This is a genomic window from Gelidibacter sp. (assembly GCF_053579655.1).
In genome coordinates, this window is sequence record NZ_JBMDWE010000006.1 from 1 (window position 1) to 15,091 (window position 15,091).

At 37.2% G+C, this 15,091-nt stretch carries 13 protein-coding genes; 6 read left to right on the forward strand and 7 right to left on the reverse strand.

The features are described from left to right. Positions 1 to 159: 159 nt before the first annotated feature. The 7 genes from porN to ACOH2D_RS04715 form a co-directional block, all read right to left on the reverse strand. Positions 160 to 1,059: a type IX secretion system ring subunit PorN/GldN gene (gene porN / locus ACOH2D_RS04685; protein ID WP_348035767.1), complete on the reverse strand. Its 900-nt coding sequence runs from the start codon at positions 1,057 to 1,059 to the stop codon at positions 160 to 162. Between the two features lie 69 nt (positions 1,060 to 1,128). After that, positions 1,129 to 2,667, reverse strand: coding sequence for a type IX secretion system motor protein PorM/GldM (gene porM, locus ACOH2D_RS04690; RefSeq protein ID WP_348035765.1), 1,539 nt, complete (start codon positions 2,665 to 2,667; stop codon positions 1,129 to 1,131). A 41-nt stretch (positions 2,668 to 2,708) separates the two neighbouring features. Beyond that, positions 2,709 to 3,344 carry a type IX secretion system motor protein PorL/GldL gene (gene porL / locus ACOH2D_RS04695; RefSeq protein ID WP_348035763.1) on the reverse strand — a complete coding sequence of 212 codons (636 nt, stop codon included), beginning with the start codon at positions 3,342 to 3,344 and terminating at the stop codon, positions 2,709 to 2,711. 66 nt (positions 3,345 to 3,410) lie between these two features. After that, positions 3,411 to 4,781, reverse strand: coding sequence for a T9SS ring complex lipoprotein PorK/GldK (gene porK / locus ACOH2D_RS04700; protein ID WP_449534573.1), 1,371 nt, complete (start codon positions 4,779 to 4,781; stop codon positions 3,411 to 3,413). 170 nt (positions 4,782 to 4,951) lie between these two features. Beyond that, positions 4,952 to 6,118, reverse strand: a complete 1,167-nt coding sequence (locus ACOH2D_RS04705) for a formimidoylglutamase (protein WP_449534516.1) — start codon at positions 6,116 to 6,118, stop codon at positions 4,952 to 4,954. A gap of 3 nt (positions 6,119 to 6,121) precedes the next feature. Continuing rightward, a complete protein-coding gene (gene topA / locus ACOH2D_RS04710; RefSeq protein ID WP_449534517.1) occupies positions 6,122 to 8,662 on the reverse strand; it encodes a type I DNA topoisomerase in 2,541 nt (846 codons plus the stop codon). Positions 8,663 to 8,954: 292 nt separating this feature from the next. Next, positions 8,955 to 9,737, reverse strand: coding sequence for a hypothetical protein (locus ACOH2D_RS04715; protein ID WP_449534518.1), 783 nt, complete (start codon positions 9,735 to 9,737; stop codon positions 8,955 to 8,957). A 166-nt stretch (positions 9,738 to 9,903) separates the two neighbouring features. Here ACOH2D_RS04715 and miaB point away from each other — a divergent pair, with 166 nt between their 5' ends. From miaB to groES, 6 genes are all read left to right on the forward strand, one after another. After that, positions 9,904 to 11,346, forward strand: a complete 1,443-nt coding sequence (miaB, locus tag ACOH2D_RS04720) for a tRNA (N6-isopentenyl adenosine(37)-C2)-methylthiotransferase MiaB (protein WP_348035757.1) — start codon at positions 9,904 to 9,906, stop codon at positions 11,344 to 11,346. A gap of 82 nt (positions 11,347 to 11,428) precedes the next feature. Beyond that, complete coding sequence (locus ACOH2D_RS04725) at positions 11,429 to 12,694, forward strand: sigma-54 interaction domain-containing protein (RefSeq protein ID WP_348035756.1); 1,266 nt, start codon at positions 11,429 to 11,431, stop codon at positions 12,692 to 12,694. A 25-nt stretch (positions 12,695 to 12,719) separates the two neighbouring features. Beyond that, positions 12,720 to 13,226, forward strand: coding sequence for an LptE family protein (locus ACOH2D_RS04730; RefSeq protein WP_348035755.1), 507 nt, complete (start codon positions 12,720 to 12,722; stop codon positions 13,224 to 13,226). A 9-nt stretch (positions 13,227 to 13,235) separates the two neighbouring features. Then, positions 13,236 to 14,186 carry a tetratricopeptide repeat protein gene (locus ACOH2D_RS04735; RefSeq protein WP_348035753.1) on the forward strand — a complete coding sequence of 317 codons (951 nt, stop codon included), beginning with the start codon at positions 13,236 to 13,238 and terminating at the stop codon, positions 14,184 to 14,186. 3 nt (positions 14,187 to 14,189) lie between these two features. Continuing rightward, positions 14,190 to 14,543, forward strand: a complete 354-nt coding sequence (gene secG, locus ACOH2D_RS04740) for a preprotein translocase subunit SecG (RefSeq protein ID WP_348035751.1) — start codon at positions 14,190 to 14,192, stop codon at positions 14,541 to 14,543. A 173-nt stretch (positions 14,544 to 14,716) separates the two neighbouring features. Next, positions 14,717 to 14,992, forward strand: a complete 276-nt coding sequence (gene groES / locus ACOH2D_RS04745) for a co-chaperone GroES (protein WP_129016628.1) — start codon at positions 14,717 to 14,719, stop codon at positions 14,990 to 14,992. Positions 14,993 to 15,091: the final 99 nt, after the last annotated feature.

Genomic DNA, 15,091 nt, shown 5'->3' on the forward strand with positions numbered 1-15,091 from the left:
GAGATTGAGGATCAAAAACGTTGAAAGAACTTTATTGATCACTATTCTTAGAAGACCAAGGCAACTTTAATCGGACAACAATGATTCTAATGTAAAAAAGTATAAATAAAAAACGCCCACTTAAAAAGTGAGCGTTCCAATTATACTAATGAGCATTTACTAATATGCCCACATATCTTGTTCAAAATTACGAATCTTGTCTTTGATGCGATCAGACTCCATGAGTTGCATTAATGCATTTTCAGCGATATATTCCTTAACTTCTCGATCTCCAAAAACGTTTTCCTCCTTATACATATAACCATTGAATCGTCTTGAATTCAATATATGGTCGTATGAAAAAGGCATCGCACTGTTTTGGTTGTTGAAAGCCTTGGCTTCGTGCAACACATTTCTTACTTCTGGATAGAACACCCAAAATAAGGCAATGGGTTCCTTGTTGGCTTCATTATCAGAATCAATAAAGTTAACGTCGGCAGCAGCAGGTGCAATTCCTAAAAGTCTGTATTTTAATTCACCTTGACGCTTGTCAAAATACCATAATCCTTTGATCAGGTAGGCACTGATGTCATACGATTGAATATCTCTTTTTATGATATATTCTGGCGATACAAACCCATCGGAGTTGTACTGTTGGTATCCAATATCTAAAGTATCAACTTTTGACATCGTAGCTTGAATATCCTTTAATTGACGTTTAACCGTAAAATAAGAGTCATCATAAACGTTTTCAATCTTCCCTTCTCTTACATTTTTCCATAATACGTCAAATAAAGAACGGCGATTGGCACCGATATTATTGGTGTCAATAGGATAATATAAAGGAAAGTTTACGCGCTCATCAAGAACTACTTTTTCCCAGGTCATTTTTGAAAACATGATATCTCTATCATCAACATAACCGTATTCAAGCGGCCTGTCGTTATCCAAAGCTTTTTGGGCCTCAGATTTCACTCCAATTTCTTCGGGTGTCTTCGCATTGAGCAAGTTCGCTTGTCCGAAGGAACTTACGGCGAAGCCAATACTTAAAACGGTTAATAAACAATATTTCAATTTCATATTTTTAATTATTATTTGGGACATTACCTTCATTAGCATTTTCAAAGTTACAACTATACCAATAGTATATTAGTTTGATATTTCAATAAATACCGGTGACGCTGGAAGCAATTTGATGCTGGTATTTCCTTTGATCTGTGATTTGATTTCAAAAATCTGTACCGCATCACCTCTTGAAGCTTTGCGCAAGGCATTTTTTGCTTGGTCATTCATTTTGTTTCCGTTTACAGTAACCGTTGGTTGACCAGGAACTTTAATTTTAAATGACGTTACGCTGATATCTAAATCGAAATCGAAATCGAATAATTTAGCATCAACAGTAGCAATTTCTACGTTGGCTTTTGGCAAGCTCACGTTGTCAGGTTGACCCGCAATTGTACCAGATGGCTTCGGAATATCCTTGATTCTAAAAGTCGATCTGTCGCTAACTTTAGAACCGTCAGGCAATGTTCCTGTCACGTTAATAGTAACTTCTTTACCGGCACCTGGATTCATAGTGTATTTACCAGCGCCTGATCCTTTTACCAATCCTGGAGCAGAAGCATCTACATTATTATCAGAAACACCTGCAAAAGAAATGGTCATTGGGTTAGGTACACCACGGTATACCACATTCATCTTATCTGCTGAAATAGTAGCGGAGTTTGGTTTAGGAACTACAGCATATTTACTCACAATAGGAATATCAACAATTTCATTGCCTTCTTTAAACTGTAAAGTACCTTTAATCTCTCTTTCACCAACAGCTCCTGCAGGGAAATCAAGCACAACTTGTCCAGCTTGGATATTCTCTAATTTATTACCGTTAATAACAACATTTTCAAAATTAAGAGTGTTATCAAAACGACCTAGAACAACTTTTCCTTTAAAGTTCTCACCGCTAAAAAATGCAGTTTTCTCAGGAATTACAATTGCTGAATAATTTCTCATAGACAATTGCTTTACCTGCTCACCGGCCAACATGGACGATAATACTTCAGATTCTATCGTTTTAACGTCCGCTTGCATTTGTGTAAGCTTGGTTAATGAAGCTACCATTGGGAAGCCTTCAAAGTGATAGGTTAACCATCCTTTAGTGATACCTTCAGATGTTTTCACATCATCAGTTGCAAATTTCTTAATAATATCAGCTTGAATGTCTTGATTGCCTTCGCCCAATACTTGGATAACACCTTCTCTATAAGTCTTGATTTTATTTATAAACTCCTGACCTTCTTTAGACATATTATCACCGACGAACAATTTTTCATCTAAATGATCAGTTCTGTCCATCTCCTCATATTTAGTAGGATCTTTAACTGATTTCAGCATTCCAGTTTTAAGACCTTCTAAATAGGTATTAAATTCGTTTGATAATTTATCAATCTGATCCGCCTTAGCTTTTATTGGTTGGTATTTAGCTGGTTGCTCTTCAACCTTATCTGCTAAACCTTGCATGAATGCCGCATTCCGAACCGTTGCCGATGCATTAGAATCACTGATTCTTTCGTTCATTAACCCAAATGCAGAAAGCACTTCTTTCGACATATTAAGTGCCATCATTGCGATAAACACCAAATACATCAGGTTAATCATTTTTTGTCTTGGGGACAATTTTCCTCCTGCCATTTCTAATTAGTTTTAGTGGTTGATTTGTATAATTCTACTAATTAGTTGTTTCTGTTCATTGCAGAAAGCATGCCTCCATAAACACCATTTAATGATGATAAATTAGACGCTAAAGATTTCATCTGGTCTTTAAGTTTCGTTGCATTTTCAACAGCTTCTTCGTTGATTGCAGCCTGACGACTTGCAGATTCCATCTGAACTTTATAAAGACTGTTCAATGATTCCATTTGTGCCGCAGCTAATGACATTTCTTCACCGTACTTTCTAGTCGCAGCCATTGAATCTACCGTTGGGCTAATTCCTTTAGCAGCACCTTCAAAGTTTTTAATACTGTTGCCTAAACTAGCCATTAATTCGCCATCAATTTTTGCGTCTTTAAGTAATGCATCCAATTTTTTAGATAAAAGTCCTTCTGCGTCTTTAGGTTGCTCTATTTTTTTATTTAATGATGGTCCACCTGCTAATTCGGGATATACTAATGACCAATCCAAATCATCGTCAATAGGTTCAAATGCCGATACCGCGAATACTGCTGCCTCTGTAATTAAACCAATGATTAACATTTGATTTCCATAAGGCCAGTGCATGATTTTAAATAATGCACCTAAGATTACTACTGCCGCACCTAGGCCATAAGTCATAATCATAATTCTTTTTCTTGCTCTTGATTGTGCCATAATTTTGTTTTTTAATTAAGTTAAAATACTTAGTAGATTAATATTTAGTTTTGGTTGTTAAGGTTCTTAATTTTTGTTAGTTGCTGCATTTGCAGTAATATCTGTTCCCATATAATCCTGTACAGTTCTAAAGCCAATATAGCTTCGTGCGGAATCAGCATATTCATAATCTCTAGAGCTTACCTGTAGGAAATACGCAACGTCTTTCCATGAACCACCTCTTACAACTTTACGTTGGTTGTTAGGATCATTGACGTTAGGGTTGATCGTGGACATATATTCATAAGATGCCGGGTCATAAGATCCGTTTACCCATTCTGATACGTTACCAGCCATGTTATATAAATTGAAATCATTTGGCTCATAAGACTTTGCCTCAACAGTATATAACGCCATATCAGCTGCATAGTCACCACGCAATGGTTTAAAGTTTGCTAAGAAACAACCTCTATCATTTTTTGCATAAGGACCACCCCATGGGAATGTTGCACCTTGAAGACCACCTCTGGCAGCATATTCCCACTCAGCTTCTGATGGTAATCGGAAAGAGTTTACGTTTTGAGCACCTTTACTTTTTTGGTAAGAGTTTTTATATAATGTTCTCCAGTTACAGAAAGCATTGGCTTGTTTCCAAGACACCCCAACAACAGGATATGCACCGTAAGCTTCGTGCCAAAAATAATCATTGTGCATTGGCTCATTATATGAATAAGCAAAATCTCTGATCCAGGCTGTTGTATCGGGATAAATTTGAACCTCCTCAGTTACCAAAACGTCTTTACGTTTTAAGTTTCTGTTTTTAGCTGCTTTTTGGATGTCCATATACGTATATTTATACTTAAATTTTGTAACATCCCAAGTACGTTGTCCATTGTAAGACTCCTCCATTGACAAGTACATAGTATCCATAACCTCAGCATAGTACTCATCCGGGTACTTACTCGTATCGTAAATTAACTTTACCTTTTTGTTTAATGGTCGCCCTTCAAAACCTGTTGGACCTAAACCACTATACGTATCATACATATACTTTTCATAAACGGTCATCTTTTCTGGATCGGCATCTCTAAACGCAAATTCTCCAATACCTCCATTTCCTGGGGTCTCACCGATTTCATCAGCCATGATTGCCAATTTAGTCCTAATGATAGAATCTCTGACCCAGTTAACAAACTGACGGTACTCACTATTAGTAATTTCAGTTTCGTCCATGTAAAAGGCTCTAACAGTTGCAGTTTTGGTTGGGGCATCGTGAATACCGGCCAAATCATCGTCAGATTTACCCATAATAAATGAACCCCCTGGAACTAAGGTCATTCCATATGGTTTTTCCGGATGCCATTTCTTTCCTTTAACTCCAACTAATTCTCCTCTGTCTCCAGAATTACAACTAGTCAATAGAGCTAAAACAGCGGTTAATAAAGCGAACTTCTTCATATTCATAAAAACTCGAGGTTAAATTATTTAGCAGTAAATTTTATGTTACCATTATTTGAGGGAGTAAACATATCTATATATTTTTAAAAAAACAATTTATTTCTTACTTTTTTTGCATTTCATCCTAAAAAGAGGTCGTTTCATCGATGAAAGAACCATTCCACAGGTAATTAAAAGCTATTTTTCTTGTAGGCCTTATACCATCTTTCAGGTATTTTCCCTTGTGTAGCTTCGATATAATCGTCATGCATGCATGGTAATAACGTATGCTTCTTTAATTTATTATTGACCTCTGGTAAAAAAGGAATTTCGATCCACCAACGCCCCGTTTTAATGCTTTTGTAAAAAATCAATTCATCATCGTCTATTAAAACGTTAAATTTCTGATAGTTGACATCATCATTTAACGGATCTTCTTTAATGCGACAGTTAACCCCTTCAACAAAATACCATAACATTTGTGCTACAAGCATTGCGGTGCCGTGATCATCCTGTGAATGCTGGTATTCATAAATACCAAAAGAGGACACCTTATTACTGATCCCTGCATATCTTGCGATGGCACAAATTTCTTTTCCATCCAAGCCATTTGGCGAATACCGTTGTTCAGTAGAGACCTCCGACGCCTTCACTGCTTTTAAATCTACACTCACAATATGGGCATCTCGCATTACGGGCTCTACGACATTGATGGATTTTGATATTTCGCCCAAACGATAAGCTTCAAAATAGAGCTTCTCCATTAAATCTATTTCTTCTTGCGAATTGAAATAGGTTTGGTAGCCAATGGTAGAATAATTAAACAGATTATAAGGCTGTTCTAAAATGATTTTCCCCAAATAACTATTGTTTTTCATGGGCAACGAGGAATCTCCCAAATCAAAATTACAATCCACACTTACAATGTTGACCATTGGTAAAACACTATCGTAAGCTCTATAATTAGGATAGGTCAAATCCTGACTTCCTCCTAATATGATAGGAATGATTTGTTTTTCGAGCAAGACGGCAATCGTTGTCCGCAATGCAAAATAAGTATCCTCCACGCTATCGCCTTGACGGATATCGCCCAAATCGGCCATGGCGGTGTGCCAATTCCCAGGAAACAAACCGTAAAACACCTTTCTTATATGCTCCAACCGCACCTCAGATCCACTATAATTAACATCATTCCTGTTTTCAAGAACACCGATAATGGCAATCTTTACACCCTCAAGATCTGGAAGTCCGTCTGCCTCAGAATGAATCCTCATTTTTGTTCCCAGGGCTTGTGGTGACAAAAACTCATTGTCAGACAATACTTCATCAGAAACAGGCGTCAAAAAATTAAAGGTCATGGCTTACTTCTTTTTTGTAGTTGTTGTTTTTTTGACAGCTTTAGCAGGCGTTTTCTTTGCAGTTTTAGCAGGTGCTTTCTTTGCGGCGGCTTTCTTTTTTGGTGTTTTTTCTTCAATCATCGCTTTGGCACTTTCCAAAGTCAATTTAGAAACATCAACCGTTTTAGCCAATTCAACCTTTATTTTTCCTTTAATGATATTATGCCTTCCCCAACGTGCCTTTTCCACACGAATTCCTTCATCTTCCCAATTGTGGATGACCTTATCTATTTCCTTTTGAATTTTATCTTCAATCAATTCTACAATATCACTGTCAGATAAATTATCCCAATCATATTTTTTATTGACGTTAATAAACATATCGTTCCATTTAATGAAAGGACCAAAACGCCCTTTACCTTTTTGAACAGGTAAATCGTTATACATATATATAGGAGCGTCTGCTTGTTCTTTCTCTTTAATTAAATCGATAGCGACATCAAGCTCCACATTTAAGGCTTCCATTCCCTTCGGAAGAGACACAAACTTGTCGCCATATTTTACATAAGGTCCAAAACGCCCATTATTAACCTCGACGGTTTCGTCATTATACGTCCCCAATGTTTTTGGAAGCTGGAAAAGATCCATGGCTTCTTCATAGGTGATGTTAGCTAATTGTTGGTCTGGAGATAAACTCGCGAACAAAGGTTTTTCTTCTTCATCAACCGTTCCGATTTGCACCATGGGACCGAACTTGCCCAAACGCACACTTACTTGTCGTCCGGTTTTTGGGTCTGTACCTAAAATACGTTCGCCCGATTCACGCTCAGCATTTTCTTGAACATCTATAACCTGTGGATGAAAGTCTTTGTAAAAGTCCTTCATCATTTTAGTCCAATCTTCATTTCCTTCTGCTATTTCGTCAAAATCGGCCTCCATCTTTGCGGTAAAGTTGTAATCCAGAATTTTCTCAAAATGGTTGACCAAAAAATCGGTCACAATTGTCCCAATATCTGTGGGTACTAATTTCCCTTTATCTGATCCTACTTTTTCAGTGAGTTCGTTATCTTTTACCTTCCCACCTTTTAAGGTCAATTGTGTATAATTTCGTTCTACACCTTCAATAGATCCTTTTTCAACATAGTTTCTATTTTGAATGGTTGAAATCGTTGGTGCATATGTCGATGGTCGACCAATACCCAATTCTTCCAACTGCTTTACCAAAGAAGCTTCCGTATAGCGATAAGGAGGTCTTGTATAACGCTCCGTGGCCGTGATGTATGAATTAACCAAAGTTTCATTGGTTTTCATGGCTGGCAACATACCGTCCTGTTCAGAATCTTCATCATCAGTTCCTTCTAAATAGACTTTTAAAAACCCATCAAAAGTGATGACTTCGCCATTGGCCGTGAACAATTCTTTATGTGTGGAAGCACTAATTTTCACGTTGGTACGCTCCAGTTCAGCTTCACTCATTTGTGAAGCAACGGCACGTTTCCAAATTAAATCATATAATCTGGCCTGATCTCTATCAATGTCAACAGAGTGCACAGAAAAATCAGTTGGCCTGATGGCCTCATGCGCTTCTTGAGCACCTTTTGATTTACCTTTATAATTGCGTGGTTTACTATATTTTGAACCGTATGCCTCATTAATCTCAGCTTGGGCACCATTACGTGCTTCATCAGATAAATTGACGCTATCTGTTCTCATATAAGTAATCAAACCCGCTTCATACAAACGTTGCGCCATCGTCATGGTTTTCGATACTGAAAAATAGAGCTTACGCGACGCCTCTTGCTGTAAAGTAGAGGTTGTAAATGGTGCTGCTGGAGATTTCTTAGCTGGTTTTTTATCTAAATCGGCAACTTTAAAAGCCGCTGCTGCATTAGATTCTAAAAATTTATACGCTTCTTCCTTGGTAGAAAAATTCTTTGGAAGTTTTGCCTTGAAACTCTGTCCTGCTTCATTGGAAAATTCAGCATCAATTCTATAAGAGGCTTCCGGCTGGAAGTCTTGTATTTCTCTTTCACGTTCTACAATAAGCCTCACAGAAACCGATTGCACACGCCCGGCTGAAAGTCCGCCTTTTACCTTACGCCATAACACTGGAGACAGCTCATAACCTACAATTCTATCCAACACTCGACGCGCTTGTTGTGCATCTACTAAATGGTAATCAATATCACGTGGATTTTCAATTGCTTTTAGAATAGCTGTTTTGGTAATTTCATGAAAAACAATACGTTTAGTTTTTGCTTTATCCAACTTTAAAGTCTCCGCCAAGTGCCATGCAATGGCCTCACCCTCGCGGTCCTCATCACTTGCTAGCCATACCATCTCGGCACCTTTCGCTAAGTCTTTAAGTTTTTTTACTACTGCTTTTTTATCTTTCGAAACTTCATATCTTGGTTTAAAATCGCCTTCTACATCAACCCCCAATTCATTAGAAGGTAAATCGGCAATATGCCCAAAACTGGACTCTACCTTAAAATCCTTTCCTAAAAATTTTTCAATCGTTTTAGCCTTCGCAGGGGACTCGACAATAACTAAGTTCTTCGCCATATTACATTTTTTCTGGCTACAAATGTATGTGAAAAAATATTATTCAACCTAATTAAAAAAATCTAAGCCGATTTATATGCTATTGGACGAGCCACAACTAGGCATTAAAAAAGCCTGAAGGTTCAGGCTTTTAAATACATTATATTTCCAAAGATCATTTTGAGTGCTCTATCGTACACACAATCTCAATACCAATAATTTCAGAAAGCTAGTATGAAATAAAATCAATACAATTTACGGATTCATATAGCCATCCAAAAAATTATGTACACTCTACTCCATATATATTATATTAAAAAACGACTTCCTCACCAATTTGATTCAACTCGCTCAAATCATCAAACCCTACTGTTTCTTTATAGATAAAATAAATAGGATGGTACATAAATGGCGCTAAAAACAAACTTCCAAGGCCACAGCTCACAAAAGTCAGTATCCCAACAGCCATATAAGAAACAAATAACAATCCAAAAGTCAATAGCCATTTCTTATTCCCTATTCTAAAACTTGAGCTCACAATATCGCCTACGGACCATTCTGGATTCATGGCAAAAGTTATCGAAAAGAATGACATCGGGATCATCACATATATTAATGGTAGGTAAAAGAATAAAGCCGCAGGAATGGCTATTAAAACAGTGACCAACATTAACACTAATATCTTGCCAAGATGTTTTCCTTTCAAGAAATAAAACAAGTCTGACGTTTTAGCTTCAAGGCCCTCATCTACATTTTTCAATATTCTGAAAAAAGCCGCCGTCAGCGCCACTTGAACAACACCTATAATAAAGATTCCTACAATAATAAATAACACATAAAACACAGACAACCCTGCAAATAAACCACTCATATCGTTCGGATCAAAATGCCCTGAGTCAGCTTGTGATATAGCCATCATGACGATGGGCACATAGATAACGATGAAAAACGGCACCATTAAAATGATGACAAATAATTGCAATAAAAAGCCCTGCAGCCAGCTTTTCTTAAAGAGTTCAATCGATAAATTAAAAATAGTTCCGAAATCCAAATCTTTAGCTTGAGCTATTCTGGACTGAAATTCTGATGGGGTCATTTTTTAAAATTTAGTTGGTTCAACTTCAAAGAAACTATAAATTTTTAACATTATCAAAACATTTTAATACACTGTCACTTTGTCACAATCATTAAAATAATCTTATCTTTGCAGCTGTCTTTTAAGGAAGACAAAAAAAAACAATCACAGACGTTTCAAGACACTTATGGAGAAAATTATTGACGAAAGCAAGCAAGGAGAAAGTCTCGTACTCGAACAAAAAAAAGAGAATACCCGTAAGCTTTTTATTGAAAGCTATGGTTGTTCCATGAATTTTAGTGACAGTGAAATTGTAGCTTCCATTCTATATCAGGAAGGTTATAACACCACCCAAATACTGGAAGAAGCAGATCTGGTTTTAGTAAATACCTGCTCCATTCGCGATAAAGCAGAACAAACCATCCGAAAAAGATTGGAAAAATACAATGCTGTAAAGCGTATCAATCCTAAAATGAAAGTTGGGGTTTTGGGCTGTATGGCGGAGCGCTTGAAAAGCAAACTTCTTGAAGAAGAAAAAATCGTCGACCTGGTTGTTGGACCTGACGCTTATAAAGATCTTCCAAATTTATTATCAGAGGTTGAAGAAGGTAGAGATGCCATCAACGTTATTTTAAGCAAAGATGAAACCTATGGCGATATCTCACCGGTCCGTTTAAATAGTAATGGCGTTTCTGCTTTTGTTTCCATCACACGTGGCTGCGATAATATGTGCACGTTTTGTGTGGTGCCGTTTACGCGCGGACGAGAACGCAGCCGTGATCCGCAAAGTATTTTAGAAGAAGTCAAGGACCTTTGGAGCAGAGGCTTTAAAGAAATTACCTTATTGGGCCAAAACGTGGATAGCTATTTATGGTATGGCGGCGGACTGAAAAAAGATTTCGACAAGGCCAGCGACATGCAAAAAGCGACGGTAGTCAATTTTTCCAATTTATTGGATTTATGTGCGAAAGCCTATCCCAAAATGCGCATTCGTTTTTCAACTTCCAATCCACAGGATTTGACTTTGGATGTGATTGAAACGATGGCGAAATATAAAAATATCTGTAAGCATATTCACTTGCCAGTGCAAAGTGGCAGCAATCGCATTCTTAAGGAAATGAATCGTTTGCATACCCGTGAAGAATATTTCGCATTGATTGATAATATCAGACGCATTCTTCCTACCTGTTCGATTTCTCAGGATATGATTTCAGGTTTTCCAACAGAAACTGAAGCCGACCATCAGGATACTTTAAGTTTAATGGAATACGTGAAATATAACTTCGGATATATGTTTACCTATTCTGAACGCCCTGGAACTCTAGCCGAGCGTAAATTGGAAGATGATGTTCCTGAAGAAGTGAAAAAAAGACGTTTGGATGAGATTGTCCAATTGCAAAGACAACATAGCGAATTCAGAACCAAAGCCTATGTAGGCACCACGGTGGAAGTTTTGGTGGAACGCGAATCTAAAAAATCAGACCAGGAATGGTCCGGAAGAACCTCACAAAATGTCGTGGCCGTTTTCCCAAAAGCCCACTATAAAATTGGCGATTTGGTAAACGTCAAAATTACAGATTGTACCAGTGCCACTTTAATTGGAGAAGCTATTGAATATGCCATCATTTAATAATGAATAAGAGATATCAATCTTTTATAGTATTCTAAACCACACAAGTATTCACTCTTAATTCTTAACTTTTAATCTTAAAATGGAATCAATTCAAGCCATAAAACAACGTTTCGGAATTATTGGGAATGACCCAAAGCTCAACCGGTCTATAGAAAAAGCCATTCAGGTTGCCCCAACGGATATTTCGGTTTTGGTAACTGGAGAAAGTGGTGTCGGTAAAGAAAGCATTCCAAAAATCATCCATCAACTATCCCACCGCAAACACGGTAAATATATTGCCGTAAACTGCGGCGCCATTCCAGAAGGCACGATTGACAGTGAACTTTTTGGACATGAAAAAGGATCTTTTACAGGCGCAACAAATACGCGCGAAGGCTATTTTGAAGTGGCCGACGGCGGTACTATTTTTTTAGATGAAGTTGGTGAACTTCCACTAACCACTCAAGTGCGCTTGTTACGTGTTTTGGAAAATGGCGAATTTATAAAAGTAGGTTCCAGTAAAGTCCAAAAAACAGATGTCCGAATTGTAGCAGCCACCAATGTGAATATGTTTGAGGCCATCAAGAAAGAACAGTTTCGCGAAGATCTTTATTATAGATTAAGCACCATTGAAATTCATTTGCCACCTCTGCGAGACCGCAAGGACGATATTCATTTGTTATTCCGCAAATTTGCCAGCGATTTTGCCCTGAAATATAAAATGCCTACCATCAAATTAACTGATGAAGCGGTTGACGTCCTTTTAAAACATAGATGGAACGGAAATATTAGGCAGTTGCGTAATGCTGCTGAGCAAATATCCGTATTAGAGCACACCAGGACTATTAGTGCCGCAACCTTAAAAGGCTACTTACCTAGTCAAGGCGATAATCTTCCTGCCATAATTAAAAATTCAAAAAGCGATAGCGATTTTAGCAGCGAGCGTGAGATTCTCTACAAAGTACTTTTTGACATGAAAAGCGACTTGAACGACTTGAAGAAACTCACCATGGAGCTCATGAAAAACGGAAACGCCAACGAGGTACAAGAGAAAAATGAAGGTTTAATCCAAAAAATTTATGGCGATGACGATGCAGAAGATTATGAAGATACCATCGAAGATTTAGAAGTCATGTCCATTCCCGAAAAAATGAGTCAACTTTCAGAAGCCATTGACAATAACACTGACAAATACCATTTTGCCGAAGAAGTTGAGGAAGAGGAAACGCTTTCTTTACATGACAAGGAACTCGAATTGATAAAAAAATCATTGGAGCGCCACCAAGGAAAACGTAAATTGGCCGCCGCTGAACTCGGTATTAGCGAGCGCACCTTATACCGAAAAATCAAACAATTCGATTTGTAATAAAACATTGCTCAAAAAAACACAAGTGAAGAAATTAAAAATTTTAGTATTCCTTTTTAGTCTAAGCCTATTTTCAGGCTGTGGTTATTATAAATTTACAGGAATTACCGTGCCAGCAGGAACCAGAACCTATCAAGTTAATTATTTTCAAAATGATGCGCCGTTGATTGAACCTGGTTTGGAGCGTACATTTACAAATGCACTCGCTGACATCATCCAAAATCAAACCAGTTTGCAATTGGTAACTTCAGGCGGAGACATCACCTATGAAGGTGAAATAACAGAGTATCGAATTTCTCCGACCACAGCAACAGCAGATAACACCGCAGCACAAAACCGTTTGACGATTGGTGTTCGGGTTCGTTTTTATGATAAAAACAATCCTGACGGCGATCTTAATCAACAGTTTTCATTCTTTTATGATTACCCAGGAACCGCGCAATTAGTAGGAGCCCAAAAAGATGCGGCCATAGAGGAGATATTTGAACGAATTACACAGGATATTTTGAACGCTACCTTGGCAAAATGGTAATTTTATAACGTGAACAAACAGGACTTTACATATCTACTCACCTATCCGGAGCAATTGACTTCTGACCAAACCGCAACGGTTGGTGAGATTGTTGCCCGTTATCCTTATTTCCAAGCGGCTCGAGCATTGCATTTAAAAGGTTTAAAAACCAAAGAAAGCTTTAAATACAACCAAGAACTCAGAGTTACCGCTGCCTATACGACAGACCGAAGTATTTTATTTGATTTTATTACTTCAGAAGCTTTCAATCAAAATGAGATTTCAAAACTCATCAAACAAAACACAGAACTCTTAAATGCTATTGACGTTAAGGAAGCCGATGATATTTCTGTTAATAAAAAGATGCTGATTGATGAGGCCTTAAAACAGCACATTAAAGATAGTGAGGGCGTTTTAGATCCAGGATTATTTGAGAGAAAAGCACCCGTTCAAACCAATATAAAAGAGGAAACAAGCGTTCCTATCATTGAGGTCGATGTCAACAAAATTGAACCCTCTCCTGAAGAGCAATTAAAAATAGGCAAACCTTTAGATTTCGATAAAAATGAAACCCGTTCGTTTACCGAATGGTTAAAGATTACAAGTTTTAAGCCGATTCAAAGAGCAGCTGAAGAAACGATTGAAACCGAAGAAACAGTATCTTCAATACAAGAGCTGAAACCAAAAGCAGAAGCGCCTCTGGAAAAAAAGTTTGACTTAATAGACAAATTTATATCCTCCAATCCAAAAATCTCTCCTGTTAAAGAAACTACGCCTTCATTCAATCTGGCACAAACAAAATTGGTACAGAATGATAACTTGATGACCGAGACATTGGCGAGGATCTATTTAGAGCAAAAAAATTATGATAAAGCAATTCAATCTTATAGGATTTTAATTTTGAAATATCCAGAAAAAAGTAGTTTCTTTGCAGACCAAATTAAAGCAGTAAAACAATTACAAGCAAATAATACCAAATAGCACATGAGTACTTTTACAATATTTTTAGTTCTTATCATCATTGTATCCTTTTTATTAGTGGTGGTGGTTATGGTTCAAAATCCAAAAGGAGGCGGATTGTCTTCATCATTTGGTGGCGGTGGTACACAACAATTAGGTGGTGTTAAAAAAACAACCGACTTTTTAGATAAAAGTACTTGGATTTTAGCAACGGTTTTGTTAGCCTTGATATTAGTATCAAACATTGCTATTGATGGCGCCACTGGCGCTGCAGAATCTAAAGCGTTGGATCCTGATTCAGCTACGACAAGTATGCCTGCACCAACTAAACCAACAACAAACAATACTGAAACACCAATTGATACTACAAACGAGTAAAAATTGATCAGCTTAAAATAATTAAAATGCCAACAAAATTTGTTGGCATTTTTTTATGCCTGAAACTTTGTCAGTTTAAGCCCCGTGGCACATTTTTCGCAACTATCTAATACAGTAAAAAAAAATTAATTAACCTGTCATGCTTAGGCATACTTAAAACAAAAAATACAACTATGGGATTAAACATTAAACCATTGGCAGACCGTGTTCTTATTGAACCAGTAGAAGCTGAAACAAAAACAGCTTCAGGAATTATCATTCCAGACAACGCTAAAGAAAAACCACAAAAAGGTAAAGTTGTTGCCGTTGGTGCAGGTACTAAAAAAAATCCAATGACGGTAAAAGTTGGTGAAACCGTTCTTTACGGTAAATATGCAGGAACAGAGCTAAAACTTGAAGGCAAAGATTATTTGATCATGCGTGAGAGTGATGTATTAGCAATTATCTAATTGCAAATTCCAAAAAACAAAAAACAATTTCCAATAACTTTCGCATCAAACTATCAGTTCCTATTTTGGAATTTGGTGTTTTGAGAATTGAAAGTTTAA

Bases quoted from the DNA above. Each gene is read 5' to 3' on its own strand.
- porN (WP_348035767.1), bottom strand. From the start codon at position 1,059: ATGAAATTGAAATATTGTTTATTAACCGTTTTAAGTATTGGCTTCGCC.
- porM (WP_348035765.1), bottom strand. From the start codon at position 2,667: ATGGCAGGAGGAAAATTGTCCCCAAGACAAAAAATGATTAACCTGATG.
- porL (WP_348035763.1), bottom strand. From the start codon at position 3,344: ATGGCACAATCAAGAGCAAGAAAAAGAATTATGATTATGACTTATGGC.
- porK (WP_449534573.1), bottom strand. From the start codon at position 4,781: ATGAAGAAGTTCGCTTTATTAACCGCTGTTTTAGCTCTATTGACTAGT.
- ACOH2D_RS04705 (WP_449534516.1), bottom strand. From the start codon at position 6,118: ATGACCTTTAATTTTTTGACGCCTGTTTCTGATGAAGTATTGTCTGAC.
- topA (WP_449534517.1), bottom strand. From the start codon at position 8,662: ATGGCGAAGAACTTAGTTATTGTCGAGTCCCCTGCGAAGGCTAAAACG.
- ACOH2D_RS04715 (WP_449534518.1), bottom strand. From the start codon at position 9,737: ATGACCCCATCAGAATTTCAGTCCAGAATAGCTCAAGCTAAAGATTTG.
- miaB (WP_348035757.1), top strand. From the start codon at position 9,904: ATGGAGAAAATTATTGACGAAAGCAAGCAAGGAGAAAGTCTCGTACTC.
- ACOH2D_RS04725 (WP_348035756.1), top strand. From the start codon at position 11,429: ATGGAATCAATTCAAGCCATAAAACAACGTTTCGGAATTATTGGGAAT.
- secG (WP_348035751.1), top strand. From the start codon at position 14,190: ATGAGTACTTTTACAATATTTTTAGTTCTTATCATCATTGTATCCTTT.
- groES (WP_129016628.1), top strand. From the start codon at position 14,717: ATGGGATTAAACATTAAACCATTGGCAGACCGTGTTCTTATTGAACCA.